This window comes from Shinella sp. H4-D48, from assembly GCF_022637395.1.
GTDB lineage: Bacteria > Pseudomonadota > Alphaproteobacteria > Rhizobiales > Rhizobiaceae > Shinella > Shinella sedimenti.
In genome coordinates this window covers 2,476,799-2,503,104 of the sequence record NZ_CP093337.1, presented here as the reverse complement: position 1 = coordinate 2,503,104, position 26,306 = coordinate 2,476,799, and the positions used below count along the sequence as shown (strand labels likewise).

Below are 26,306 nucleotides of genomic sequence, written 5' to 3'. Positions count from 1 at the left end.
AAGCAGAAATCGTTTCCGCCGCAAAGACGGGGGACGCGGCGGCCAAGGGACGGAACCTTTCATGGATACAGCGACTTCCGACATGTCGGGCGACAAGCCCGTCGAGCAGGCGCAGCCGGAGGGCGCGATTGTCGATGTCGAAGCGCTGATGGCGAGCCCCGAGCGCTTCATCAACCGTGAATTCTCTTGGCTCCAGTTCAACCGCCGTGTTCTCGAGGAAACGCTGAACACCGCCCATCCGCTGCTCGAGCGCGTGCGCTTCTTGTCGATCTCGGCGGCCAATCTCGACGAATTCTTCATGGTGCGCGTCGCGGGCCTCGAAGGTCAGGTGCGGCAGGGCATCGCTATCCGCAGCCCCGACGGCAAGACCTCGGCCGAACAGCTCGACGACATCCTGAAGGAGATCGACAATCTCCAGATGGAGCAGCAGGCCTCGCTTGCCGTGCTCCAGCAATATCTCGCCAAGGAAGACATCCGCATTGTGCGCCCGGTGGCGCTGACGAGCGACGACAAGGTCTGGCTCCAGCAGGAGTTCAACCAGTCGATCTTTCCGGTGCTGACCCCGCTTTCGATCGATCCGGCGCACCCGTTCCCGTTCATCCCCAACCTCGGCTTCTCCATCGGCCTCCAGCTGGAAAGCACGATGGGCAAGGAGCCGATGACGGCGCTGTTGCGCCTGCCGGTCGCGCTCGACCGCTTCATCCGCCTGCCGGATGCCGAGGGTGCCATCCGCTACATCACGCTGGAGGATGTCGTCGGCCTGTTCATCGGACGGCTCTTCCCGGGCTACATCGTGCGCGGCTCGGGCACGTTCCGCATCATCAGAGACAGCGATATCGAGGTGGAGGAAGAGGCGGAAGATCTGGTACGCTTCTTCGAGACCGCGCTCAAGCGACGCCGCCGCGGATCGGTGATCCGCATCGAGACCGATTCGGAAATGCCGGAATCACTGCGCCGCTTCGTCGTCGGCGAACTCAACGTGCCGGATAACCGCGTCGCCGTTCTGCCGGGCCTGCTTGCCCTCAACACGCTGTCGGAGATCGCCAAGGCTCCGCGCAACGACCTGAGGTTCGAGCCCTACAATGCGCGATTTCCCGAACGCGTCCGAGAGCACGCCGGAGACTGCTTCGCCGCCATCCGCGAAAAGGACATGGTCGTCCACCACCCCTACGAAAGCTTCGACGTGGTGGTCCAGTTCCTTCTCCAGGCTGCGCGCGATCCTGACGTTCTGGCGATAAAGCAGACGCTCTACCGTACCTCCAACGACAGCCCGATCGTGCGCGCGCTGATCGATGCGGCGGAGGCCGGCAAGTCGGTAACGGCGCTGGTCGAGCTCAAGGCCCGCTTCGACGAGGAGGCCAACATCCGCTGGGCGCGCGATCTGGAGCGCGCCGGCGTGCAGGTCGTCTTCGGCTTCATCGAACTCAAGACCCACGCCAAGATGTCGATGGTGGTGCGGCGCGAGGAGAACCGGCTTCGCACCTACTGCCACCTCGGCACGGGCAACTATCACCCGGTCACGGCGAAGATCTATACGGACCTGTCCTTCTTCAGCTGCAACCCGACCATCGCCAACGACATGGCGAACATCTTCAACTTCATCACCGGCTACGGCGAGCCCGAGGCCGGCATGAAGCTCGCCTTCTCGCCCTATACGCTGCGCCCGCGCATCCTGCGTCACATCGACGAAGAGATCGCGCATGCCAAAAACGGCGCGCCGGCGGCGATCTGGATGAAGATGAATTCTCTTGTGGATCCGGACATCATCGACGCGCTTTACCGCGCCAGCCAGGCAGGCGTGGAAGTGGATCTGGTGGTGCGCGGCATCTGCTGCCTGCGCCCGCAGGTGCCGGGGCTCTCGGACAACATCCACGTCAAGTCCATCGTCGGGCGCTTCCTGGAGCATTCCCGCATCTTCTGCTTCGGCAATGGCCACGGGCTTCCATCCGACAAGGCGCTGGTCTATATAGGCTCCGCGGATATGATGCCGCGCAACCTGGACCGGCGGGTCGAGACACTCGTGCCTCTGATCAACCGGACGGTGCATGAGCAGGTACTCTCGCAGATCATGCTGGGCAATCTTATCGATAACCAGCAGAGCTACGAGATTCTTCCCGACGGAACGTCCCGGCGCATGGAAGTGCAGCCCGGCGCCGAACCGTTCAATGCTCAGCACTACTTCATGACCAACCCCAGCCTCTCCGGCCGGGGCGAAGCCCTGAAGTCCTCGGCACCGAAGGCGATCGCGGGCTGGCAAGGGCGCCGCAAGAAGTAAAACTGGATATGCATGGTCGAATCTGAAGCCCAGGGGCGTTTGCCTGGAATTGCCCCGGTCTCGGTCGTGGATATCGGTTCCAACTCGATTCGTCTTGTCATCTACGAGGGTATGAGCCGGTCGCCGGCCACGCTCTTCAACGAGAAGGTCATGTGCGGCCTCGGCAAGGGGCTTGCCCGGACCGGCCGCATGGACCAGGCGAGCGTCGACCGCGCTCTGGCAGCTCTTCATCGTTTCAAGGCGCTTTCCGCGCAGGCCCGCGCCACCACCATGTTCGCGCTTGCGACGGCGGCGGCGCGCGAGGCCGAAAACGGCCCCGATTTCATTCATCAGGCGGAGATGATCCTCGGCCAGAAGGTGCGCGTGCTGACCGGCGAGGAGGAGGCCTATTTCTCCGCGCTCGGCATCGTCAGCGGTTTCCATGACCCCGACGGCATCGTCGGTGACCTTGGTGGCGGCTCCCTGGAACTGATCGATGTCGCAGGCGGCGCGATCGGCAAGGGCATTACGCTTCCGCTCGGCGGCATCCGGCTGTCGGAAGCCTCCGGCGGCTCGCCCGCACAGGCGCGCATCGTGGCCCGCAAGTTCCTGCGCACCGCCAATCCGTTGAAGAAGGGAGCGGGCCGCGCCTTCTATGCCGTGGGCGGCACCTGGCGCGCCATCGGTGCCCTGCACATGGAAGTGCAGAACTATCCGCTCCACATGATCCAGGGCTACGAGCTGAATTTTTCCGACGCCATGGATTTCCTGACCGACATCGTCACGGCCAAGGACCAGAAGGACCCGGCCTATGCGGCTATCTCCAAGAGCCGCCGCAACCTGCTTCCCTTCGGCGCCGTCGCGCTTCAGGAGACGATCGCGATCATGAAGCCGTCGCGGGTCTTCTTTTCCGCGCAGGGCGTGCGCGAGGGCTATCTCTATTCGCTGCTGCCCGAACGCGAGAAGGCACGCGATCCGCTGCTGGCCGCCGCCGGCGAACTCGCCATCCTGCGCGCCCGCTCGCCCGAACACGCCCGCGAACTTGCCGAATGGACAGGCCGCGCGATGCCGCTGTTCGGCATCACCGAGACGGACGAGGAGCGGCGCTATCGAGAGGCCGCCTGCCTGCTTGCCGATATCAGCTGGCGCGCCCATCCCGATTACCGCGGCCTTCAGGCGCTGAACCTCATCGCGCACGGCACCTTCATCGGCATCACCCATCCCGGCCGCGCCTTCATTGCGCTCACGAACTACTATCGCTTCGAGGGCCTGAACGACGATACGGTCAGCAGTTCGCTCGCCTCCATCGCCACGCCGCGCCTGCGCGAACTCGCCAAGCTGGTGGGCGGACTCCTGCGCGTCGTCTATCCGTTCTCGGCCTCCATGCCGGGCGTCGTTCCGCATCTCGCCTTCCGCACGTCGAGCATGTCCGATGTCGATCTCGAACTGATCGTGCCGCCGGAGCATGCGGAACTGGCTGGCGAACGGCTCGATGCCCGCCTCCAGCAGCTTGCGCGGCTCACAGGCAAGAAGCTTGCCTATCGTTTCCTGTGAGGCAGACCATGCGCGTGACGAGCTTTCTCATCGGCCTTTTTCTTGCCACCGGCGCCATGGCGCAGGACTGGCAGGCGGTGGAGCGCGTCGAACCTTATTCGGTACAGGGCACGACGGGACTGGAAATCTACCGCTCCATCGGCGAGCGCGGCCCCAAGCTCGGTGTGGCCCGCGTCATAGCCCATACCGGATTCAAGCTGACCTGGACGCGCAAATACGAGCGGCAGGGCAATGCCTGCGTCATCACGGTCAACAAGCCGAAGCTCATCATCACCTACACGTTGCCGCAGCTGAAGACCAAGCTCTCCGAACCGATGAAGAGCCGCTGGGACACCTTCATCGCCGGCGTGACCGCGCATGAGAAAATCCATGGCGACTTCATCAAGGACATGGTGAAGGAAATCGAGGCGATGAGCGTGGGCATGCGCGTCGAGGACGATCCGAACTGCAAGAAGATCCGTCCCGCGCTCCAGGCCCGACTTGGCGAGCTCTCGCAAGCCCAGCGCGCGCGCAGCCGCGATTTCGACAACGTCGAAATGAGCGAGGGCGGCAATGTCCACCAGCTGATCCTGCAGTTTGTCGATCCGCGGTAATCCGCCGCCTCGCCACCGTTGGGCAATGGTCAGGCCCTTTGCGCCTCCTCCCCGCAAGCGGGGAGAAGGCTGATGCAGCGAGCTCTCTGGCTCACTCCGCCTTCAAAAACTCGCCCACTTCCAGCAGCACGAACTCGTTGTCGTCGGCCTTGTCGAGCGCGCGGCCGGCGGAGAAGGGCAGGTTGTTGTCGTTGCCGACGATGATGTGGGTATCGTCCACGCGGTCGACATTCTCGATGGTGACGAACGGCATGTCGTAGAAGCCGTCGCCGCCGCCCTGGCGCTTTTTGTTGGCGGGATCGGCGATCTTCAGAAGGTCGATATAGCCGATCTTGCGCACGGCCTTGCCGACGGTCTCATCCGTCATGGCGATCTTGTAGATGCGCTTGACCTTTGAGGGCGTGGCGAAGCAGTCCGGCTTCGGGTCCTTCGCATCGGCGCAGGCCTTGTCGGCGGTACCCGCACCGTTATCGCGCTCGATCACCAGTGCCGTCGTCTCGTCCAGCATGTTGAAGTCGCCAATGGCCTCGCCGCCTTCGGCGAGCGGATAGAGCCAGCTGCGGCCCGTCCAGGCCTTGGACGCGACGTCGAGCTCGATGATGCGCAGAGCCGGGCGACCTTCGGCCTTCTCGACATTGGCATTGTCTAGCCAGATCGGGCCTTCCAGCAGGCCGTAGAGCTTCGAGCCGTCCTTCGAAAGGGCCAGGCCTTCATAGCCGCCGGAGCGCTTGAGGTTGAAGGCCGGCATCGCCTTGGACGGATCGGCCTGCACGGCAAGCGTCGGATTGTCGGGCGAAGCCACCGGCTTGCCGTCGACCTCTGTGGCGATGACGTCGGTCAGCCGGCCCTCACGGTCGAATTTCAGGATGTAGGGCCCGAATTCCTCGCCGACCCAGAAACCGTCGGCGACGGGCTGAATGGATTCGACATCGAAATCGGCGCCCGTGAGGTAGCGCTTGGCCGCACCCTCCATGACGATCGGGAAGGGCGCCTTCTTGTCCGGGTCGGACAGGAAGAGCGTCGTGATCGGCTCCATCGTGCCCTTGTCCCAGTCGAAGCGCACATGATGCAGCATCAGCATGGCGTCGGACGAGTTCAGCTTGGTGCCGAAACCGTTGTCCGACAGCGTCCAGAACGTGCCGTCCTCCATGGCCTTGATGCCGGAGAAGCCCTGCATTGGCTGTCCTGCGAAGGGCAGTGCAAGGCCGGTCTCGCGCACGCCGTCCTTGCCCATGACAGTGCCGGGCGCATCGCTACGCTTGCGGTCGGCGGTGGTGAACTTGCCGGAGGTCTTGAGATAATCGGCCGCGTCATCGGGGGCGGCGAGGATCGTGTCGGCCGGGAGGATCGCGTGCGCCTTCAGCGTGGCGGTAAATTCGGTCTCCGCGGCGAGCGCGGTCGTGGTCATCAGCAGCGCAAGGGCAGCGGTGGTGAAAAGGTGTCTGGTCATCGTTATCCCCGTGGGTTTGCAAAGCGACGCCAGTTGATAGGCAGCGTGCATGACCGCTGCTTGACAGTTGCTTGTCGCTTTCGTGACGGGGGTGTGGATTAGAGCATTTCCGGCCGAAGCGGCATCGCTTCGGCGTGGGATAATGCGATGAAAACAATGCGCTAGCGGCCGCGCCCTGCGGAAAGCGCGGCGAAGCGCCCGGGCGTCATGCCGTGCGCTTTCTTGAAGTGGCGGCTGAGATGAGCCTGATCGGCAAAGCCGCTGGCGAAGGCGGCTTCCGCCAGGCTTTCGCCGGCGGTGATCAGGGCGCGCGCGCATTCCAGCCGGCGCATGACAAGATAGCGGTGCGGGCTGGTGCCAAGCACCCGTCGGAACTGCCGGGCAAGCGCAAAGCGGTCGAGGCCGGTCACCTCTTCGAGGTCTTGAGCGCTGACTTGCCGGACGATGTTTTCCCGCAGGAAGGCGCAGGCTCTCAGGACCTCCGGCTGCGCAAGCCGTTCCGACCGTGCCTGCGGCGCACCGGCATGGTCGAGCAGCGTGGTGGCAATCTCCGCCACCAGTTCGTCGAACTTCAGCGGTTCGAATGCTTCATTCATGCTGCCGAAGGCGTCGAGCAGCAGCCGCGCCAGCCTGTTGTCGTCGATGACGGGGCTTGCCACGAAGGGCAGGGAGCGCCCGCGTTCAGCCGTCGCCGGCAGGAACCGCTCCGGCGGGATGTACATCATGCGGTAGGTCAGCCCGTCATCTGTGCCGGCCGCGCCGTCGTGCAACTCGTCGGGATGCAGCACGATGACATTGCCGGGCGGGCTGAACCGCGACGCGCCGCGATAGCGGAAGGTCTGGATGCCGGCCATGGTGACGCCCAGGGCATAGGTGTCGTGCCGGTGCAGGTCGAAGCCCTTGCCGCGGAACCGCGCCTCGATCCGTTCGATGCCGGCAAGCTCGGGCGCCACGACGATGCGGTCCTTGTCCCTGTCCGTGCACGAACGTTCAAGCGGGCCCTCGACCGCGCCTGCTATCGCATTGTCCGCGGAATGGTCCGCAGCCTTTTCCCGGGAGTATATCCGAATGTTCGATACCAAGTTCGCCGTCGTGCTGCGCGAGGATCTGGAGGTGTGGCAGAAGCTCAATGTCACCGCGTTCCTGTCGAGCGGCATCATCGGCCAGAAGCCGGAACTGATCGGTGAAGCTTATCGCGATGCGGCCGGCCATGTCTATAACGCGCTCAGCGTGCAGCCGATCATCGTGCTGTCGGCCGACGGCACGACGCTTTCAAAGATCCACGTCCGCGCGCTCGAACGCGCGGTGCCCGCATCCGTTTACATCAAGGAGATGTTCTCGACTGGCCATGACGCCGCCAATCGTGCGGTCTTCGCGACGTTCCGTCCTGACGATGCCAATATCGTCGGCATCGCGATGCATGCCGACAAGAAGACCGTGGATCGCATCACCAAGGGCGCCAGGCTTCACGCATGAGGCTTAAAGCTCGACGGCCTCGATCTTCTTGTCGACGAAGCGCAGCGCGACCTTGCCGCCGATAAGGTTGAGCGCGGTCTCGCCGAAGAGTTCGCGGCGCCAGCCGGAAAGGGCGGCGACTTCGGCCGCCTCGCCCTCGATGGCGATCTTTTCGAGATCGTCGGAATTGGCGATGATCTTGGCCGCGACGCCTTCTTTTTCGGAGACGATCTTGAGCAGCACCTTCAGCATTTCGCTGGCGGAGGCTGCGCCTTCGGGAACATGGTTCTGGCGCGGCATACGGGGCAGGTCGGTCTTCGGGATGGCAAGCGCCTCGCCGATGGCCTCGAGAAGTGCGGCACCCGACTGCGAGCGCTCCCAGCCCTTGGGGATGGTGCGCAGGCGGGCCAGCGCCTCGGCGTCGGCCGGCTGCTGCTGGGCGATCTCGTAGATCGTGTCGTCCTTGAGGATGCGCGAGCGCGGCACATTGCGGCTGCGCGCCTCGCGTTCGCGCCAGGCGGCCACCTTCTGCAGAACGGCCAACTCCACCGGCTTCTTGACGCGCATCTTGAGGCGGCGCCAGGCGTCATCAGGGTGCAGGTCGTAGGTCTCGCGTGATTCCAGCACGGCCATTTCTTCCGTCAGCCACAGCGAACGGCCCGCTTCCTCCAGCTTCTCCTTGAGTGCCAGATAGACGTCGCGCAGGTGAGTGACGTCGGCCAGCGCATATTCGAGCTGCTTGTCTGTCAGCGGCCGGCGGCTCCAGTCGGTGAAGCGCGAGGACTTGTCGATATGCACGCCCTTGATCTTCTGCACGAGCTGGTCATAGGACACGCTGTCGCCGAAGCCACAGACCATGGCCGCGACCTGCGTATCGAAGATCGGATGCGGCAGCAGGTTGCCGCGGTTGAAGATGATCTCGATATCCTGCCTTGCGGCGTGGAACACCTTCAGCACATCAGGGTTGGCCATCAACTCGAAGAAGGGCGCAAGGTCCAGACCCTTGGCCAGCGGATCGACGATGACCTCGATCTCCGGCCCGGCGAGCTGGATGAGGCAAAGTTCCGGCCAGAACGTCGTTTCCCGCAGGAACTCCGTGTCGATCGTCAGATACTCGGAACGGGCGAGCGTCTCACAGGCGTCGCGAAGGGCTGCGGTTGTCTCGATGATCTGCATAAGGACTTGGCCGGCTTTCTCGATTTTTTGGATCGGGCAGCTTTAGACGTTCCACGGTTTTGCCACAATCGAAAATTTCGGGTTAAAGCGGCGGTGCCACGCCTTACGTCACCCGCACATAGCTCGTCATGCCGGTCTTCTGGTGCTCGATGATGTGGCAATGGAAGACCCAGTCGCCGGGATTGTCGGCCACGAGTGCCAGCTGCACCTTCTCGTCCGGCAGGATGAGATAGGTGTCGGAGAAGTGCGGGCGAAGCGCCTGCTTGTTGGAGTTCATCGGCTTGAAGACGAGGCCGTGCAGGTGGAGCGGATGCACCTGCGGCGTCGGGTTTTCGACATTGAAGATATAGGTCCTGCCCGCCTTCATCTCGGCGAGCGGCGCGGTCGGGTCGCCGCTGTCGTCTGCCCACGGCACCTTGTTGATGGCCCAGAAATTGTAGCCGAGCGAGCCGCAGATGCCGTCCTTCGGGCGCTCTTCCGCCGAGGCCGACAGGATGAACGGGATTTCCGTCGCCGCCGAAAGGTCCGGCTCGGACAGGGGATTGGCGGACAGCGCCGGCAGATCCTGGAGATTGCGCTTCAGCGATGCGCCGGTGGCGCGGAAGGTGACGAGCGTGGCGGGCTTTGTGCCGCGCAGGTCCATCAGCGCGGCGATGGCGCCCTCGCTGTCGGGCATGCGCAGCGCGAGGTCCAGTCGCTGGCCGGGGCCGATCATCAGGTGATCGAGCTTGAAACGGTCTGCCGTGGGATTGCCGTCGGCGGCGATCACGAGCGCGTCGGCGCCATCCACATTCAGGGTCAGGATGCGGGTGACGTCGGTGGCGGCGATGCGCAGCCGCACGAGCCCGCCCGCCGGCGCATCGTATTGTGGTGTCTGGCGCCAGTTGGTGGTGCGCACCGTGCCGAAGGTGCCGGCGCGCGCAGCGTCGCGCGGCTTGAACTGCGCGATGAACTGCCCGTCGCCGCCCAGCCGCCAGTCACGCAGATTGAGCACGATCTCGGCGTCGAAGACTGCGTCGGTCGGGTCCTCGACCACGATCACGCCGGCGAGGCCGCGGCCCATCTGTTCCAGCGTGTTGCAATGGGGGTGATACCAGAAGGTGCCGGCATCGGGCGGCGTGAAGGCATAGTCGAAACCGTCGCCGCCATAGACATAGGGCTGCGTGAGGAAGGGCACGCCGTCCATCCTGTTGTCGATGCGCAGACCGTGCCAGTGCACCGTGGTCGGCTCGTCCAGCCCGTTTTCGAGGCGCAGCGCGAAGGGCACGCCGCGGCGCATGCGCAGCACCGGCGGCACCTCGGCGTCGCCATAGGTCATGGCCGCCCTGGTCGGCCCTTTGTCGGTGATGAGCGCATCGGTGCGGCGGGTGAGGAGCGTCGTTGCGGCCTTCGCACTTGCCGGTTTGCCAAGCTGGCCGGCCAGGCTCATTCCGCCGGCATAGGCACCGGCGACGAGTGCGCCCTTCATCAGCGTGCGACGTGTCAGCATGGCAATCCCTCCGGTGCGTTGCCTGCTTCTAAACCTGACTTGCGCGCTCATCAATAAGCGGTGCGAGACCAGATTGCCGCAGCTCAGCGCTTTTCGCGGCGCTCCTTCTCCGGCGCGGCCAGCTTGTTGAAGAAGAAGGAGGTGCGCAGCAGGTTGCGGAAGCGGCTGCGGCGTGCGCCCGTCGGCACGCCGGGCCGTGCGCTCATGCGCAAGGCCGTGTAACCCATGAAGGCGAAGAGGATGATGGCGGTATAGAGGAAGAGCGCCTGCGGCCCGAAGAACTGGAGCAGCACGGAGGCGAAGAGCGGCCCGATGATCGCCCCGCAGGACCAGAAGAAAAGCATCCCGGCCGAAACCAGCGCATGCTCGCCTTCCCCGGCATGATCGTTGGCGTGGGCAGAGCAGAGCGAATAGAGCGGCATGGCAAAGGCACCGAAGACAAAGATGCCGACGAGGTTCTTCCATTCGTTGCCGCCGGCAAAGAAGGCGAGATAGAGCGCGGCGAGCGTTGAGCCGAACGTGGCGACGAGAATGATCAGGCGCCGGTCCAGCCTGTCGGAATAGATGCCGAGCGGATATTGCAGCACGACCCCGCCGACGATGCCCGCGCTCATGAAGCTCGCGATGGCCGTCACCGAAAGCCCGATGTCGTGGGCATAGATCGGCCCAAGATTGCGGAAGGCCGCATTGGTCAGGCCCACGACGATACAGCCGACGGTGGCGAGCGGCGAGATGTTCCACAGCTTCTTCACGTCGAAGCGGATCGCCTCCGGCACGGTGGGGCTGGAGCGGTCGGCAAGCGAGATCGGCACCAGCGACAGCGACAGTGCCATGGCGATGAAGGCGAAAATCTCGAAACCGCCGATGCCGAAGCCGGGAATGACATATTGCGCGGCTGTCACCGAGCCGAGGTCGACCAGACGGTAGACGGAAAGCGTGCGCGCCCGGTTGGCATTGGTGACGGAGGCGTTCAGCCAGCTTTCGACGGTGGCGAAGAGACTGGCGAAGCAGATCCCGGCGACCAGTCGCATGGCGAACCAGAAGATGGGATCGATCACCAGAACCATGGCGATGGCCGAGGCCGACGCGATGGCCGCCATGGCGGAAAAGGTGCGGATATGACCGATGGCCCGCAGCACGCGCGTCACGTAGATGCAGCCGATGGCGAAGCCGATGCTGTAGCCCGCGCCGACGATGCCGATCACCGACGTCGAGAAGCCCTCATTGGCCGCGCGCAACGCGATGAACGTGCCCTGCAGCCCGTTGCCGCCGATCAGGATACCGGCGGTGACGAGAAGTGGAATCAGGGGGCGAATCGTGGACATGCGCCCACTATGGCGAAGCTTTCACGGAAAGGCAGGCGGGAAAGCGAAACGGGTGCGCAAATCGGTGAATGCGTGGGGGGCCACAACCAGGATTGCCCCCGAAATGGGGCCAACGCCCAAAACCGCCTTCAGCCCAGCAGCTCGGCCATCACGCGCAGATGGTCGGGTTCCAGCGGCTTTTCGAAATAGCTCTTGACGAAATCGTACTGCATGGCCCGTTCGCGGTCCTTGCCGAGATGCGAACTGGTGAGCATCGCGACGACGGGGGCGTGGACCTCGAATTCCTGCGCATAGCGGTCGAGGAACTCGAAGCCGTTCATCACGGGCATGTTGATGTCGAGGATGATGGCATCCGGCGTGTCGCCGCGCAGCACATTGAGTGCTTCGGCGCCGTCGAAGGCCTTGAGCACGCGGATGGCCGAGTCGTATTTGCGGATCGTGTATTCGCAGATGAACTGATCGTTCTCGTCGTCATCGACGACCAGGATCGATTGGATTTTCATGTGTTTCCTCGACGGGCAGCTCGATGATGAACCGGCTTCCCTTGTCCCTTGCTTCGTAGAGCGCAGTACCGCCAAGCGATTCTGCGCTTTTCCTCAATATATAAAGGCCCAGCCCGCTGCCGAAGGATCGGTTGGGGTGCAGCCGTTTGAACATCCTGAACAACAAATGGCGGCTGGCGGGCGGAACGCCCAGGCCGTTGTCCTCTACCGATAGCCGTATCCCGCCGGCGGAGCGGAGGGCGCGGATATCGATCCTCGGCTGCGCCTCCTGCGGATCGTGATACTTGATCGCGTTGGACAGCATGTTGCCGACGATGACGTCGAACTTCGATGGATTGCTGATAATTGTCAATTCTGCGGCAATGTGATTTTCGATGCGGATGCGCCTGAACTCTTCCAGATGGGAGAGGGAATCGATGGCATCGGAGACCGCTGCACGAAGAGAGATGGTGCTCTTTTCCTCTTCCATCAGGCGGTTGCGCGTGATGGTGATGATGTTCTGGATGAGGTGGTCGAGCCGGCCGAAATTCTTCTCCATGCGCTGGAGTGTCTGCGCGAGTCCCTTGAGATCGCCGTCCGCCAGCATCATGCGCGAAATCTTGAGCAGGCCCATGGAGGAGGCGATCGGCGAACGCAGGTCGTGCGAGGTGCGATAGGCGAATTCCTCGAGCTCTGTATTGGCGTCGATCAGTGCGTGCTCGCTCTCCTTGCGCTCGGAAATGTCGCGCACGATGCCGCTATAGATCGTCGCGCCGTTGAGATCGATGCGGGCGACGGCAAGATCGAGCGGGAAGATCTCGCCGCTCTGGCGCCGGCCTTCCACCTCGCGGCCGATGCCGATGACCTTGGCCTCACCGCTGCGCTGGTAGTTGGAGATATAACGGTCGTGGTCGCGGTGATAGGGATCGGGCATCAGCATCTTCACGTTCTGGCCGATCATGTCGTCGGAACCGTAGCCGAAGATGCGGGTGCATGCCGCGTTGACCTTGAGGATGATGCCGCGGTCGTCGATCAGGATGATGCCGTCGACCGCGTTGTCGATGACGGCGGCAAGCCGCGCGCGGCTTTCGGCAAGGTCGTCGGCCATGCGGCGCGCCCGGCGCGATGAAAAATAGAGATGTGCCACCAGCCCGCCGTAAAGCACGCCGGAGATCACGATGAGCGAGGTGAGCGTGGAGCGCCCATTGCCGGTATCCGCGGTAAACGTGATGCCGAAGGCGGTCTCGTAGCGGGCCAGCTCGTAGTAGGCCATCGCCAGCAGCACGAGATAGGTCGAAAGGCCCAGAATGCTGGCGAGCGTCGAGCGGTGGTAGCCGGTTTCCTCGGTGTCGACGAAAACGATCGACATGCCGAGCGCGATGAAACAGCTGGCGCTTGGAATGGACATGCGCGTGAAGCGGATCCAGTCATGGGCGATATCGAGCGCGATCGCATAGCCGACAAGGGCAGCAGCGGCGATGATGATGGCCGAGAGCCCGAGCAGGACCTGTACTGTGTCGGTCTTCCGCCTGATGATGCGCAGCATGAGCGCGAGGCTCACGAGAATGAAGCAGAGGGCCGTGTTCGGTGCGATGCGGCCCGGCCGGCTCGTTCCGATGTCCATGAAGGGCGTGTTCAGGAGCGTGTCGATGCCGACGTCGATCGCAAGGACGTGCTGCGACAGGGCCAGCACACCATAGATCAGGACCACCAGCAGCAGGAGCGTCGGCAAGGTCCGCAGACCGCGCGCCGACAGGAGCAGGGCGGCCCCCGTCATGACGGCCGCAAGAGCCGCATTGAACTTCATGCCGAAAAGGAAGGGCAGGTGGCCGGCGAGATCGACCGGCTCCATGAGCCAGAACGTCATCATGCCGATGCCCACGACAAGGCACCAGATGCCCGCCGCAAGGTTCGCCCGTTGCCAGGACCACTGCCAGTTCAATCGTTCCCCCAGACACGGCTCTGATCTGCCGCCTGGTGCACTCTAGCGGCAAGGGGCGGCCGGCAACAGGTCTGCGCGTGAACGATCTGGGGAAAGGCGGTCTTTACGCAGCCGTATCGTGCCGCGCGGCCGCTTCCAGACGGGCGGAGAGCTGTTGCAGCTCGCCCGTCAGCGCCTGCAGGTTCTCTACCGTACAGCCCGTCGCCTGGCGGATCCCCTTGAGGATACCGATGGCTGCGTCCTGCATGGCCTTGCCCTTGTCCGTGAGGGTGATCAGCACCTGCCGCTCGTCGGCCTTGTCGCGGGCGCGGCGGATATGGCCCGCCGCCTCCAGTCGCTTGAGGAGAGGCGAGAGCGTGCCGGAGTCGAGCCCGAGCGTTTCGCCCAGCGCCTTCACGGTACGCCCATCTTCCTCCCACAGCGTCATCAGCACGATATATTGCGGATAGGTGAGGCCGTAGGCGTCGAGCAGCGGCTTGTAGGTGCGGTTGAACGCATGCGCCGCGGAATAGACGGCAAAGCAAAGCTGCTGGTCGAGCGCCAGCGCGCTTGGCGGAATGTCGTTGGTCTCGGCTTCGTCACGTTTGTCTGTCATGGTGACATTGTCGCAGAAAGCGACAGAAATTGCAATTTTGCAAAATTATATTGCGCACAATCTAATTTTGCGCTATCAACAATCATCAACACAGGAAAGGAGACACCATGCCCATTCTCTACAGGACCAAGGCATCTGCAACCGGCGGCCGCGCCGGCCATGGCGCAACCGAAGACGGCACCGTCGATGTCACGCTGACGGTTCCCAAGGAACTTGGCGGCGATGGCGCCACCGGCGCAAACCCGGAAAAGCTCTTTGCCGTAGGCTATTCCGCCTGCTTCCTCGGCGCCCTCAAGTTCGTCGCCGGCAAGGAAAAGGTGAAGATCCCCGATGACGCCAAGGTTACCGCGACGGTCGGCATCGGCCCGCGCGAGGATGGCGGCGGTTTCGGAATCGAGGCTGCGCTGGAAGTGTCCGTCCCCGGCGTCGACAAGGCCGTGCTCGAGGATCTCGTCAAGAAGGCGCATGTCGTCTGCCCCTACAGCCACGCCACCCGCGGCAATCTGGACGTCAAGACGACGATCGCCTGATCAGCCGTCAGAAATTCAAAAGGCCGCCCCGTCACCATCCGGGGCGGCCTTTCTGCGTGTTCCCGCGGAAACAGCGCAGGAAGCCGCGCTGTGAGACCTTTTGATCACCGGACGAGAACAGCTCGTCGTTCCCGGACATCAGGAGAGACCCATGCGCAAGTTCATCGTTTCCGCGACCATTGCCCTCGTTGCCGCCGCTTCCTTCGCCGCGCCCTCGCAGGCCGGCAATTACGGTTATGGCTACAAGCCGCAGTGTTTCATCAAGAAGGTGAAGTCCTACGATTACTACGGCAATGTCGTGATCAGGAAGATCAAGGTCTGCAAGTAAGCCGCATCAGTCATGACCTCCCCAAAGGCCCGGATGTCCCTGCATCCGGGCTCTTTGCTATCTTGGAAGACGTCAGTCCCGCATCCCTTGTCATTGGAAAAATATCGACTATATTCTTTCCCATGAAAGGAGATCGCATTATGCAGCGCAAACCTGCCCTTCAAGCCAATGCCGAAGGCGTCGTGCTTACCAAGGCGGCAGTCAATGCGGCCGAACGGCTTGGCCTGACGGCGCGTATCCTGTCAGCGGTCATCGGGGTGTCGGAGGCCACGGTCTCGCGGCTCAAGCGGCAGGATGTGCTTCTCGAGCGCGGCACCAAGCCGTTCGAACTCGCCGTCCTGCTCGTGCGCCTGTTCCGCTCGCTCGATGCCATCACCGGGGGCGACGAGGGCGTGGCCCGCGCCTGGATGAGCGCGGAGAACACGGTTCTCCAGGCCCGCCCCGTCGATCGTATCGTTTCCATTTCAGGCCTTGTCGATGTCCTTGCCTATCTGGACGCCCGTCGCGCTCTCGTCTGAGGCGCGGCCTTTTGCGGGCGAGGTGTGGCGGCTCGTCGAGGCGCAGCATCGCGTCTCCACCCTGAAACTCGTCGATACGCTGGACGAGCAGGCGTTGCTGGAGGATCTGCTCGAAGAGAGCAAGCCCGTGTTGCCGCCCGAATGCGCGGGCCTCGATTATCTGCTCGCCACACCTTTCCGCTATGGCGCGGTTTATCCGCACGGGTCGCGGTTCCGCCGCGCTGGCCGCACGCTCGGCGTCTATTATGCCGCGCTGACGGTGGAGACGGCTTTGGCGGAAATGGCCTTCTACCGGCTGCTGTTCTTTTCCGAATCGCCCACGACGCCGCTGCCGTCCAATGCCGCCGACTACACCGCCTTTTCCGCCGCCGTCGCCACCGGACAGGCCCTCGATCTCACACGACCGCCGCTCGACCGTGATGCGCCCGCCTGGACGCATCCGACCGATTACGCCGCCTGCCAGGCGCTTGCCGATGCCGCGCGTGCCGCGGGCATTGACGCCATCCTCTATCGCTCGGTGCGCGATCCCGGCGCCGGCGGCAACCTGGCGCTTCTGACGGCGAAAGGCTTTGCCGTGCCGAAGCCGGTGGAGCGCCAGACCTGGCGCATCCGGCTTTCGCCGCTCGGCGTGCAGGCGCTCTGCGACCACCCGCCAAGACGCATCGGCTTTTCACGCGAGGATTTTGCCCGCGATCCGCGCATCGCCTCACGCAAATAGCGCGGCTTCCTCGAAGAAGTCTTCCGGCCCGTCCACCTCGATCAGCCGCCGCTTTTCGATGAGCCAGAAGCGGTTCGCCACTGCCCGTACGAAGGCGCGGTCGTGCGAGACGAAGAGGCAGCTCGCCTGCTGGGCCGTCAGTTCGCGCTCCAGCGCTTCCTGTCCGTCGATATCGAGATGGTTGGTGGGCTCGTCGAGCAGGGTGAAGTTTGGATTGGTGAGCCTGAGCACCAGCATGCCGAGCCGTGCCTTCTGCCCGCCGGACAGCAGCCCGACAGGACGACCCTGCATGTCCACGGAAAAACCCGCGCCGGCAAGCAGGCTGCGCGCCCGCTGATCGCCGACATCGAAGCGGTGGATGATCGTGCCATGCGGCGTCTCGTCGTCGGACAGGTCCGAAAGCGCCTGGTCGCCATAGCCGAGCACCAGCGAGGGCGTCGGCTTGATGCCCTCCTGTACCTCGCCCTCGATGGCCGCCTTGAGCCGCCGCACCAGCCGCGTCTTGCCGGTGCCGTTCAGGCCGAGCAGCACGATCCTGTCGCCCTGGCAGATGAATTTCTTGCCGGTGCGGAAGAGAAGCGTGCCGTCGGGTGTTTCGACCGGGCAATCCTCCAGCGTCACCAGCACCTTGGCATGCGTGCCACGACTGGCGAGCCGGATGGCGCCGGCGGAGTTCTCCTGATGGGCGGGACGCGCCGCATCCTCGATGCGTTCCGCGCGGGCCTTGAGCTGCTTGGTCTTCACCACCAGCAGGTCGCTGCCGGAATTGACGCCGATATTGTGCAGCTTCGCCGCCTGCTGTCTGAGCTGCGCGGCCGTCTTCATGTCCTTCTCGAAGCGTCGCTCCTCGGCTGCGTCCGCCTCATCCAGCGCAGCGCGGGCACGGGAATAGGGAAGTGCGAAGACCTGCGAGCGCTCGGGCCTCAGGAACAGCGTGCGGTTCGTCACCGCATCGAGAAAGGCCCGGTCGTGGCTCGAAAGGATGACCGGCATGTCGCGCGGCAGGGTGGCGAGCCAGCTTTCCAGCCTTGCGATCTTTTCCAGGTCCAGATGGTTGGTCGGCTCGTCGAGCAGAAGCACGTCCGGCTCGCTGACACGCACCCGGGTGATCAGCGCGATGCGCTGCCAGCCGCCGCTGAGTGCGGCGAGCGGACGCTCGCGCAGGTCCTGCGGCACCTCCAGTTCCTCGAGCGTGACATCCGCACGCCAGCTTTCGCTGTCCTGCTGCTCAGCCGACAGTGCGTCGAGCACCGCCTCGCGGAAGGTCAGCGTTTCCAGGCCGGGCGCAAGCTGTTGTTCCATATGGCCGATGGTCAGGCCGCGGGCGCGGGTAATGTCGCCCGTCGTCGGCTCGAATGCGCCCGTGATGCATTTCAGCAGCGTGGACTTGCCGCGTCCGTTGGCGGCAACGAGCCCGATGCGGTCACCGCTGGAAACGGCGAGGTTGAGGTTCGAAAAGAGGGGAGCGGAAAGCGTGACGCCGAGCGCACGGATATTGATGAGCGACATGAGAATTCTCTGGTCTGCAAGGCCTCGCGGCGCGGCATCGGCCGTCGATTACGCGCAAGGCACAAGGAAATCGGATGCGGTGAACCACATCGCCGAAAGGGCAGACCAGAAAAGAAAGTGTGTTCGTTCCGATCAGCCCTGCAAACGCATTTGCAGGGCAAGATCAGGGCCATGTGTGCGATGTGGCAGGAAGCCGACCTTCACGGCACAGCCCTCTCTTACGTGTTGCGAACGGCGTGGAAATACCATCGGCTGGCAAGGTTTGCAACGGGGCGGGTGGTTTACCCCCCTCTGTCCTGCCGGACATCTCCCCCACAAGCGGGGAGATTGAGTCGCGGCACCGTGTTGCCCTTCTCCTGCATGCTGGTGAAGCGAAGGTGCCGCTGCTTGCCGATCTCCCCCCTTGTGGGGGAGATGCCCGGCAGGGCAAAGGGGGGTGAGCACTGAGCTTCGATGCAGTCCTACCGCCGCAAACTCCCCAAAATGCCGCGCACGAGCGCGCGCCCGAGGGAGGATGCCACGGTGCGGGCCACGGATTTCATCGCCGCTTCCGCGACCGTTTCGCGCTGGTAGCCCGCACGGGGCTTGGCCTGCTTCTGTGCCGGCTGGGCGGGTTCGTCGTCGCCGAAGCCGGGCAGGGTCCAACGGCTGCCGCCGGAGGATTGCTGGCTCGACTGGTCGGCTTCCGCCTGCTGCTGCGCGGCGGCGGCATCGGCTGCCTTCTTGGCCTGCGCCGTCAGGATCTCGTAGGCGGACTCGCGGTCGAAGTCTTCGTCATAGAGCCCGGCGACAGGGCTCACCTTCATGATCGACTGGCGCTCCGCATCGGTGACGGGGCCGAGCCGCGAGGCCGGTGGGCGCACCAGTGTGCGTTCCACCATGGACGGCGCGCCCTTGCCCTCCAGCGTGGAGACCAGGGCCTCGCCGGTGCCGAGATTGGTGATGACCTCGGCGCAGTTGAAATCCGGATTGGGGCGGAACGTGTCGGCGGCGGTCTTCACCGCCTTCTGCTCGCGCGGCGTATAGGCGCGCAGCGCATGCTGCACGCGGTTGCCGAGCTGGGCGAGCACCGTTTCCGGCACGTCGAGCGGGTTCTGCGTGACAAAGTAGACGCCAACACCCTTGGAGCGGATGAGGCGCACGACCTGCTCCACCCGCTCGGTCAGCACCTTCGGCGCGTCCTTGAACAGGAGATGCGCCTCGTCGAAGAAGAACACCAGCTTCGGCTTGTCCGGATCGCCCACTTCCGGCAGCACCTCGAAGAGCTCGGAGAGCATCCACAAGAGGAAGGTGCCGTAAAGGCGCGGGTTCATCATCAGCTTGTCGGCGGCCAGCACCGAGATCGCGCCGCGCCCGTCATTGGTGGTGCGCATGATGTCGGAAATCTTCAGCGCCGGCTCGCCGAAGAACTGCACGGCACCCTGCTGTTCGAGGATGAGCAGTTCGCGCTGGATCGAGCCGACCGAGGCCTTGGAGATGAATCCTAACTGGTTGGAAAGCGTCGAGGCATTCTCGCCCATATAGTTGAGCAGCGCCTGGAAATCCTTGAGGTCGAGCAGCGGCAGGCCGCCCTGGTCGGCGATCTTGAAGGCGATGTTGATGACACCTTCCTGCGCATCGGTCGCGTTCATTAGACGTGACAGCAGCAGCGGACCCATTTCCGAGATGGTGGTGCGGACGCGGTGGCCCTTCTCGCCGTAAAGATCCCAGAAGATGACCGGGAATTCCTGGAACTCGTAGGGCGTAAGCCCGATCTGGTCGGCGCGCTTCTGGAGGAAGTCCTTCGGCTCGCCCATCGCGCCAATGCCCGAAAGGTCGCCTTTCACGTCGGCGCAGAACACCGGCACGCCGGCATTGGAAAAACCTTCCGCGAGGATCTGCAGCGTCACCGTCTTGCCGGTGCCGGTCGCGCCCGTCACGAGGCCGTGGCGGTTGCCGAACTTCAGGTCGAGATATTCGGGCTTGTTGTTGGTATCGTCAGGCTTGCGGCTGGTGCCGATATAGAGTTTTCCGTCCTGAAGAATGGAATCCGTCACGTTGAAACTCCCTGACTGCCGGTTCCTGCCGCGATTCCCGTGAAGGGGCGGATCGCCGCGCCCGAACGGTTTTCATTGAATCGTCTCAGGGAGGTTATAAGGATAGTCAGGCACGGGAACAACACGCTTTCACGGCCGACTCCCGGCGGTCGAATGCGCGCCTGACCGGCTTGAGTTTGCCGGAGAACTCATTTACCTTGACGTTAACGTCAATTCCTTTGGAGGATCGTCCATGAATGAACTCGTCACCCGCGTCGCCAATGCCGTCGGTATCGAACCTGCCCTCGCCGAAAAGGCGATCGGCATGATGCTGGGCTTCCTGCAGCGCGAAGCGGCCGATGGCCCTGTTGCCCGCATGATCGAAGCCATTCCCGGCGCCTCCGACCTCGTCGCCCAGTATAACGGCGAAGGCGAAGGCAAGGGCCTGCTCGGCGGCCTGATGAGCGCCATCGGCGGCGGCGGCGTCATGGGCCTCGGCCAGCAGCTGATGAGCCAGGGCCTCGGCATGGGCGAGATCACCGGCCTCGCCAAGGAAACGCTCGCTGTCGCCCGCGAACATGCCGGCGCCGAGACGGTCGACGAAGTCGTCGATTCGGTCCCGGGCCTCAGCCAGTTCGTCTGATTTTCGATACGCCATCCCGCTCAAGGGCGGGATGGCGGCCTCATGGCGTTGCCTGCGCCTTCAGCCAATTGCGCAGCCGGCCGCGGGCATTGGCATAGGGTGACGACGTGTTGAACTGGATCATCCGCCCCATCGTCCACTTTTCATACCAGCCTCGTCCATAAAGCGCCGCATCGTCCTTGCCTTCGATGGTCGCGACGATCCGCGCCTTCGCAGCCTCGAGGCGTGCGACGAGCGCGGGATAGGGCACATCCTCATAGTCGCGGTAGAATTTCTGGCCGAGCCTGCCCAGCTCGTTCCACTTGAAACCCGTCTCGGGAAAATCGACCGGCAACCCCGCCGCATCACGATCCAGCCATTTCAGCACGAGTTCGTTCCAGCCCGTCAGGTAGGCGACGAGATCGAACGGGCTCATCATCGTGCCCTTGGCATGGCCCTCCATGGTGCGCGCGTGAACGATGCCCTCGGGAATATCATCGAGCGCCTTGCGCAGCTTGCCGAATTCCAGCGCGATCGCCGCCAGCAGCTCATCCTTGGTCTGCGGCACGGCCATGGTGGTCTACCGCTTGCGCGCCTTCATCATGAGAACCGTAAAGAAAACAAGTCCGACGCCCACCGAGAGCGGACCGGCCTTGGGGCCGCCGGCCTCCATGATCGCCCCCGTCAGGCCCGACCCCGCCCCGCTGCCGGCCGCATAGGCGAGTGCGAAGGCGGCACTTCCGGCAACCAGCATGGCGCCGCTATGGCGTTCGCCGAGCATGGTGAGAGCACAGGTGTAGAGCGAGAAGGTGGCCGTGCCCATCAACGCGAAGACCGAGAGAATGGCGATCTCCGACGTCATGGAAGGCAAAAGCAGGTAGCTTGCAGCGGCCACGGTGACGGCGGCGAGCGCGACGCGTTCGCGCGGGAAGCGGTCGAGCAGCACGCCGATGAAGGGCTGGGCGATGGCCGTGGGCAACGCCAGCACGGTTACGCTCACCGCCGCGAAGGCCTCGCTGTAGCCCATCTTCACGAAATAGACCGGCATGGCGGAAATCGCCGCGATATCGGCAAAGCCGAAGACGAACACCATGCCGGCCAGAAGTGGCGCGGCGCGGAGGAAGCGGAAGACATCGCCGGTGGAGGAAGGCTCGGGCACCGTCTTCGTCGAGAACATCAGCATGGCCGTCGCGAAGGCGACGATGGCGAGATAGATCGCCGTCATGGCGAAGCCGATGGCGCTTGCGCTGCCGAGAAGCGGAATGGCGAGCGGTCCGGCGGCGAAACCCGCGCACATGCCCGCACCATAGATGCCGGAGACACGGCCGCGCAGGCGGTCCGGGCAGGCGGCGTTGAGCCACGCCTCGCCGAGCATGAAGATGAGGCTGGCGAAGAAGCCGAGCAGGAAGCGGGCGACAAGCCAGATGGCGAAGGAGCCGGAAGCGGCGAAGGTGGCGAGGCACAGCGAGCAGCCGATGAGGCTTGCGATGATCAGCCGGTCGGCGCGCCAGCGGGCGGTGAGCGTGCCGAGCATCAGCGTCGAGGCGGCAAGGCCGCCGGCGAAGGCCAGCGCGTTTACGCCGATCAGCCCCGGCGAAAAGCCGCGTGCCTCCAGCGTCAGCGAGATCAGCGGATAGGTCAGCCCCTGCGCGACGGAAAATGCGGTGACGCCGAGCACGACGGCGACAATGGCCGGCCAGTCCGGCGCAAAGACGGTTGAAGACGAGGACTGCATGAGGGGCTCCCGACCGCACGCGCGGCGGCGCCTTCATCCATATCCGGCCGCCACGCCTTTGGGAAGCAGGACAACGAGGCGCGGTGTGCGCCCCGTCGAACGTCGATCAGGCCGCGCGGTCCCACGCCGGTGCCAGTCCATCCGGGCTGACGATGCGGCCGTCGGTGCGGGCAAGCCCGTGGATGCGCGTCATCTCGTCCGGTGTCAGCGTAAAGTCGAAGATTGCGCGGTTTTCGGCAAGCCGTGCCTGCGTCGCCGTCTTGGTGAGCACCACCACGTCGGGCTGCTGGATCAGCCAGCGCAGCGCGACCTGTGCTGCCGACTTGCCATGGGCCGCACCGATATCCTTCAGCACCGGCTCGGCCGGCACCTTGCCGTCCGCCATGGCGAAGTAGGCGGTGAGTGCCATGCCGTGGGTGGCGGCGGCGGCGTGCACCTTCGTCTGGTCGAGGAACGGGTGGTATTCGACCTGGTTGGTGGCGAGCGGCGCGGGGCTGAGGCGCACGGCGTCGGCCATCAGCGCCGTGTTGAAGTTGCTCACGCCAATATGCCTGGTCAGGCCGCGTTCACGCACGGCATTGAGCTCGGCGATCTGCACCGCGAGCGGCACAGCCTCGTTCGGCCAGTGCAGCAGGAGAAGATCGACATGGTCGGTCTTCAGCTTGCGCAGGCTTTCCTCGACGGAGGCGGCAAACGCATCCGTTCCGTAATTCGCGACCCAGACCTTGGTGGTGAGGAAGATGTTTTCGCGCGCAACGCCGGAGTTGCGGATCGCGTCGCCGACAGCCGCCTCGTTCTCGTAGATCTGGGCGGTATCGACATGGGTGAAACCGGCCTGCAGCGCCTTGGGCAGGATCGAGAGGACTTCGGTTTCCGGCATGCGGAAGGTGCCGAAGCCGAGCTGGGGAATGTGGGCGCCATTGGCGTTGACGGTTTGCATGGGTTTTTCCTTGGGTGGATGCGCTGGAGTTCCGGGACGGATATCCGGCAGGGGAAGATTTCAGGCAAGCTCGGCGGCGGCGTCCGGCTGGCTGCGTTCGCGGCGGTCGAGCGCACCGCTCAGCATCGTGAGGCCAAGCGCGCCGGCTACCAGGATCGCGCCGACCCAGGGCGTTGCGCCAAGCCCCAGCGGCGAGGCGACGACGAGCCCGCCAATCCATGCGCCGGCCGCGATGCCGAGGTTGAAGGCGGCGATGTTGAGCGCGGAGGCGACATCGATGGCGGCGGGGCGGTGACGCCGGGCCATGTCGACCACGTAGAGCTGAAGGCCGGGCACGGTGGCGAAGGACAGGAAGCCGATGGCGGCGAGCGTGACCAGCGCCAGAACCGGCGAGGGCGCGGTCAGGGTCAGCACGGCCAGCGCCGCCGCCTGGAGCGCAAACATCACGGCAAGCGCCTTCACCGGATCGCGGTCCGCAATCCTGCCGCCGACAAGATTGCCGATGGCGATGGCGACGCCATAGAGCACCAGCACGAGGCTGACCATGTTGGCGGAAAAACCGGTAATGGTCTGCAGCAGCGGCGACAAGTAGGTGAAGGTGACGAAGGTGCCGCCATAGCCAAGCGCCGTCATGGCGAAGACGATGAGCAGGCGGCCCGAGCCGAGTACGCGCACCTGCTGCATGAGGCCGGCCGGCGTCTCGCGCTTGAGATTGGACGGCAGAAGCAGCGCGATGGCAGCGAGTGCGACGAGGCCAAGCCCGGCCACGGCCCAGAAGGTGGCGCGCCAGCCGAAGGTCTGGCCGATGAACGTGCCGAGCGGCACGCCGGTGACGATGGCGACGGTCAGCCCCATGAACATCATGGCGATGGCCGAGGCCCGCCGGTCCGGGGCGACGAGATCGGCCGCGATGGTGGCGCCGACGGAGAAGAAGACGCCATGCGCGAAGGCCGAAAGCACGCGGCCGACAAGCAGCATTTCATAGCTTGGCGAGAGCGCGGCAAGCGCATTGCCGGCGATGAACAGCGCCATGAGGCCGACGAGCAGCGGTTTGCGGCCGAGCCTGCCGGTGAGCGCGGTCAGCACGGGCGCGCCGAAGGTGACGCCGAGCGCATAGACGGAAACGATAAGGCCGGCAAGCGGCAGCGTGATGCCGAGGTCGGAGGCGACGGTCGGCAACAGGCCGACGATCACGAATTCCGTGGTGCCGATCGCGTAGGCCGCGACGGTCAGGGCAAAGAGGGCAAGGGGCATGAAACACCTTTACAGGGTTACGGGCGCGGGCCTGGGAGATGGCCCGGTCGCCGCGCGGAACGGATGGCGCGAATATGCGGCCTTGCCACTTGAATGATAATCGGCAGCAATGGATAAATGGCTGTGAAACAAATTCACAGGATGAGCCATGGACAACCGCACCGGTGAAATGGAGGTCTTCGTCTCTGCGGCGGAGACCGGCAGCTTCTCTGCCACGGCGCGCCGGCTGAAGCTCACGCCCTCGGCGGTCAGCAAGCTGGTGACGCGCATCGAGGACCGGCTCGGCACGCGCCTTCTGGTGCGCACCACCCGTTCGCTGCTGCTGACGCCGGAAGGCGAGACCTATCTGGCGCGCGCCCGGCGCGTGCTGGCGGAAATCGATGAGATGGAGCGGCTGGTCGCGCAGGGCGCGCAGGCCAAGCCGCGCGGGCTGCTGCGCGTCAATGCGACGATCGGCTTCGGCGAATGCTACATCATCCCGCTGGTCGGCGAATTCCTCTCGCTCTACCCGGATGTGCGGCTGGAACTGTCGCTCAGCGACGGGTTGATCGATCTCGTGGAGGAGCGCACGGACATCGCGTTCCGCACCGCGCCCATGGCCGATTCATCGCTCAAGGCACGCAAGCTCCTGGTCAGCCATCGCATCACGGTGGCCACGCCGGATTATCTCGCCGCGCGCGGCACGCCGCAGGTGCCGGCTGATCTCGCCGGCCATAACTGCATCACCTTCACCTTCGGGCGCACCCCGGGCGAATGGCCGTTCCGTGATCCCGGCACGAGCACCGTCTATCCCGTGCCGGCGCCGGGGAATGTCATGGCGGCAAGCGGCTCGGTCGCGCGGCTGCTCTGCCTGGAGGGCGTGGGCATTGCCCGCATCGGCAAGTTCCATGTCGACGGAGATATCGCCGCCGGCCGCCTCGAGGAGGTGCTGGCCGAATACAACCCCGTGCAGGAGGAGCAGGTGCACGCCGTCTATGTCGGCCACGAGCACCTCGCCGCGCGCATCCGCGCCTTCATCGACTTCCTGGCCGAGAAGATCTGAAGCCGTCAGGCCTTGACTGCGATGACGAACAGCCGCGGGAAGCGCAGCAGAAGCCGTCCGTCCGTAAGCGGCGGGTAGCCGGCGGCGATACGCCCTTCGTAATCGGCAAGGAAGTCCTCGTGGTGTTCGGCAGGGATATGGTCGAGATAGCGCCGGAGGCCGGTGCCCTTGACCCATTCCACGATGGCGCCCGCATCGGCCATCGGATGATTGTAGACGGTCTGCCACACGTCGACGCGCACGGCCCTGGGCGCAAGCGCGTCGAAATAGGCGGCAGGCGGGGGAAGGCGCTTTCGGCGCGGCGCGCCGTCGGGAAACGCGCTCTGCCAGGGACCGGCCAGCGCGCTTTCCTCCATCAGCCTGTGCGAGGGCTCGTCGAAATTGTCCGGCATCTGCACGGCAAGCACGCCGCCGGGGCGCAGCCCGTCCATCAGCGTTGCCATGAGCGCCAGATGGTCCGGCAGCCACTGGAACACGGCGTTGGCATAGAGCAGGGCAGCGGGTGCCGGCGGGCGCCATGTCGCAAGATCGCATTCGACGAAATCCACGCCCGGCAGGCGTTGGCGCGCCGCCTTCAGCATGTCGGCCGCATTGTCCACGCCCTTCACGCCCCGCCCGGGAAAGCGTTGCACCAGGAGTTCCGTCGAATTGCCCGGGCCGCAACCGAGGTCGTAGACCGTGCCAGCCGGCAGATCGGCGGGCACCTGGGCCAGGAGGTCGCGCGCGGGCCGAGTGCGTTCATCTTCAAATTTCAGATATTGTGCGGCGGACCATGCCATG

At 64.4% G+C, this 26,306-nt stretch carries 25 protein-coding genes; 10 read left to right on the top strand and 15 right to left on the bottom strand.

What is annotated here, in order from left to right:
• The first annotated feature begins 82 nt into the window (after positions 1-82).
• From MNR02_RS12365 to MNR02_RS12355, 3 genes are read left to right on the top strand one after another with little or no spacing between them, the layout of a single operon-like run.
• Positions 83-2,275: an RNA degradosome polyphosphate kinase gene (locus tag MNR02_RS12365; protein WP_241948873.1), complete on the top strand. Its 2,193-nt coding sequence runs from the start codon at positions 83-85 to the stop codon at positions 2,273-2,275.
• A gap of 12 nt (positions 2,276-2,287) precedes the next feature.
• Positions 2,288-3,808 (top strand): exopolyphosphatase, encoded by a 1,521-nt coding sequence (gene ppx / locus MNR02_RS12360; RefSeq protein ID WP_241946988.1) that lies wholly within the window; start codon positions 2,288-2,290, stop codon positions 3,806-3,808.
• Between the two features lie 8 nt (positions 3,809-3,816).
• A complete protein-coding gene (locus MNR02_RS12355; RefSeq protein WP_241946987.1) occupies positions 3,817-4,401 on the top strand; it encodes a DUF922 domain-containing Zn-dependent protease in 585 nt (194 codons plus the stop codon).
• A gap of 91 nt (positions 4,402-4,492) precedes the next feature.
• Here MNR02_RS12355 and MNR02_RS12350 read toward each other — a convergent pair whose 3' ends face one another.
• A complete protein-coding gene (locus tag MNR02_RS12350) occupies positions 4,493-5,851 on the bottom strand; it encodes an esterase-like activity of phytase family protein (RefSeq protein ID WP_241946986.1) in 1,359 nt (452 codons plus the stop codon).
• A 161-nt stretch (positions 5,852-6,012) separates the two neighbouring features.
• On the bottom strand, positions 6,013-6,933 hold the full coding sequence (locus MNR02_RS12345; RefSeq protein WP_241946985.1) for an AraC family transcriptional regulator: 921 nt from the start codon (positions 6,931-6,933) through the stop codon (positions 6,013-6,015).
• Here MNR02_RS12345 and MNR02_RS12340 point away from each other — a divergent pair.
• Entirely contained in the window at positions 6,920-7,327 is a 408-nt protein-coding gene (locus MNR02_RS12340) for a DUF2000 family protein (RefSeq protein ID WP_241946984.1), read from the top strand. The genes MNR02_RS12345 and MNR02_RS12340 overlap by 14 nt on opposite strands.
• A 3-nt stretch (positions 7,328-7,330) precedes the next feature.
• Here MNR02_RS12340 and rnd read toward each other — a convergent pair whose 3' ends face one another.
• The 6 genes from rnd to MNR02_RS12310 form a co-directional block, all read right to left on the bottom strand.
• The gene (gene rnd, locus MNR02_RS12335) at positions 7,331-8,476 is read right to left on the bottom strand and encodes a ribonuclease D (protein WP_241948872.1); all 1,146 of its coding nucleotides are present in this window, start codon (positions 8,474-8,476) and stop codon (positions 7,331-7,333) included.
• Between the two features lie 109 nt (positions 8,477-8,585).
• Complete coding sequence (locus MNR02_RS12330) at positions 8,586-9,977, bottom strand: multicopper oxidase family protein (protein WP_241948871.1); 1,392 nt, start codon at positions 9,975-9,977, stop codon at positions 8,586-8,588.
• Between the two features lie 77 nt (positions 9,978-10,054).
• Positions 10,055-11,296, bottom strand: coding sequence for an MFS transporter (locus tag MNR02_RS12325; protein WP_241597485.1), 1,242 nt, complete (start codon positions 11,294-11,296; stop codon positions 10,055-10,057).
• A 128-nt stretch (positions 11,297-11,424) separates the two neighbouring features.
• Positions 11,425-11,799 carry a response regulator gene (locus tag MNR02_RS12320; RefSeq protein ID WP_241946983.1) on the bottom strand — a complete coding sequence of 125 codons (375 nt, stop codon included), beginning with the start codon at positions 11,797-11,799 and terminating at the stop codon, positions 11,425-11,427.
• Positions 11,768-13,720 carry a PAS domain S-box protein gene (locus tag MNR02_RS12315; RefSeq protein WP_241946982.1) on the bottom strand — a complete coding sequence of 651 codons (1,953 nt, stop codon included), beginning with the start codon at positions 13,718-13,720 and terminating at the stop codon, positions 11,768-11,770. Before MNR02_RS12315 ends, MNR02_RS12320 begins: the two co-directional genes overlap by 32 nt.
• A 103-nt stretch (positions 13,721-13,823) precedes the next feature.
• Positions 13,824-14,315 (bottom strand): MarR family winged helix-turn-helix transcriptional regulator, encoded by a 492-nt coding sequence (locus MNR02_RS12310; protein ID WP_241946981.1) that lies wholly within the window; start codon positions 14,313-14,315, stop codon positions 13,824-13,826.
• A gap of 107 nt (positions 14,316-14,422) precedes the next feature.
• Between MNR02_RS12310 and MNR02_RS12305 the strand changes: the two genes are divergently transcribed.
• The 4 genes from MNR02_RS12305 to MNR02_RS12290 all read left to right on the top strand — a co-directional run bounded on the left by MNR02_RS12305 (position 14,423) and on the right by MNR02_RS12290 (position 16,409).
• A complete protein-coding gene (locus MNR02_RS12305) occupies positions 14,423-14,845 on the top strand; it encodes an organic hydroperoxide resistance protein (RefSeq protein ID WP_241597456.1) in 423 nt (140 codons plus the stop codon).
• Between the two features lie 151 nt (positions 14,846-14,996).
• Positions 14,997-15,173: a hypothetical protein gene (locus MNR02_RS12300; protein ID WP_241946980.1), complete on the top strand. Its 177-nt coding sequence runs from the start codon at positions 14,997-14,999 to the stop codon at positions 15,171-15,173.
• A gap of 140 nt (positions 15,174-15,313) precedes the next feature.
• The gene (locus MNR02_RS12295; protein WP_241597450.1) at positions 15,314-15,691 is read left to right on the top strand and encodes an MbcA/ParS/Xre antitoxin family protein; all 378 of its coding nucleotides are present in this window, start codon (positions 15,314-15,316) and stop codon (positions 15,689-15,691) included.
• Entirely contained in the window at positions 15,651-16,409 is a 759-nt protein-coding gene (locus MNR02_RS12290) for an RES family NAD+ phosphorylase (RefSeq protein WP_241946979.1), read from the top strand. Before MNR02_RS12295 ends, MNR02_RS12290 begins: the two co-directional genes overlap by 41 nt.
• On the opposite strand, the gene MNR02_RS12285 is transcribed toward MNR02_RS12290, so the two are convergent.
• Both MNR02_RS12285 and MNR02_RS12280 read right to left on the bottom strand, forming a co-directional pair.
• A complete protein-coding gene (locus MNR02_RS12285) occupies positions 16,398-17,918 on the bottom strand; it encodes an ABC-F family ATP-binding cassette domain-containing protein (RefSeq protein ID WP_241946978.1) in 1,521 nt (506 codons plus the stop codon). The genes MNR02_RS12290 and MNR02_RS12285 overlap by 12 nt on opposite strands.
• Before the next feature lie 461 nt (positions 17,919-18,379).
• Complete coding sequence (locus tag MNR02_RS12280; protein ID WP_241948870.1) at positions 18,380-19,942, bottom strand: helicase HerA-like C-terminal domain-containing protein; 1,563 nt, start codon at positions 19,940-19,942, stop codon at positions 18,380-18,382.
• A gap of 244 nt (positions 19,943-20,186) precedes the next feature.
• On the opposite strand from MNR02_RS12280, the gene MNR02_RS12275 reads away from it, so the two are divergent.
• Positions 20,187-20,576, top strand: coding sequence for a hypothetical protein (locus MNR02_RS12275; protein WP_241597437.1), 390 nt, complete (start codon positions 20,187-20,189; stop codon positions 20,574-20,576).
• Positions 20,577-20,616: 40 nt separating this feature from the next.
• Here the strand turns inward: MNR02_RS12275 and MNR02_RS12270 are convergent, their stop codons facing one another.
• The 4 genes from MNR02_RS12270 to MNR02_RS12255 all read right to left on the bottom strand — a co-directional run bounded on the left by MNR02_RS12270 (position 20,617) and on the right by MNR02_RS12255 (position 24,484).
• Complete coding sequence (locus MNR02_RS12270) at positions 20,617-21,129, bottom strand: ClbS/DfsB family four-helix bundle protein (RefSeq protein WP_241946977.1); 513 nt, start codon at positions 21,127-21,129, stop codon at positions 20,617-20,619.
• A 6-nt stretch (positions 21,130-21,135) separates the two neighbouring features.
• The gene (locus tag MNR02_RS12265; protein WP_241946976.1) at positions 21,136-22,290 is read right to left on the bottom strand and encodes an MFS transporter; all 1,155 of its coding nucleotides are present in this window, start codon (positions 22,288-22,290) and stop codon (positions 21,136-21,138) included.
• Positions 22,291-22,396: 106 nt separating this feature from the next.
• Positions 22,397-23,230 carry an aldo/keto reductase gene (locus MNR02_RS12260; protein ID WP_241946975.1) on the bottom strand — a complete coding sequence of 278 codons (834 nt, stop codon included), beginning with the start codon at positions 23,228-23,230 and terminating at the stop codon, positions 22,397-22,399.
• Between the two features lie 60 nt (positions 23,231-23,290).
• Complete coding sequence (locus MNR02_RS12255) at positions 23,291-24,484, bottom strand: MFS transporter (protein WP_241946974.1); 1,194 nt, start codon at positions 24,482-24,484, stop codon at positions 23,291-23,293.
• A gap of 148 nt (positions 24,485-24,632) precedes the next feature.
• On the opposite strand from MNR02_RS12255, the gene MNR02_RS12250 reads away from it, so the two are divergent.
• The gene (locus MNR02_RS12250; RefSeq protein WP_241946973.1) at positions 24,633-25,526 is read left to right on the top strand and encodes a LysR family transcriptional regulator; all 894 of its coding nucleotides are present in this window, start codon (positions 24,633-24,635) and stop codon (positions 25,524-25,526) included.
• A gap of 5 nt (positions 25,527-25,531) precedes the next feature.
• Here MNR02_RS12250 and tam read toward each other — a convergent pair whose 3' ends face one another.
• Positions 25,532-26,305 (bottom strand): trans-aconitate 2-methyltransferase, encoded by a 774-nt coding sequence (tam, locus tag MNR02_RS12245; protein WP_241946972.1) that lies wholly within the window; start codon positions 26,303-26,305, stop codon positions 25,532-25,534.
• Between the last annotated feature and the right edge of the window lies 1 nt (position 26,306).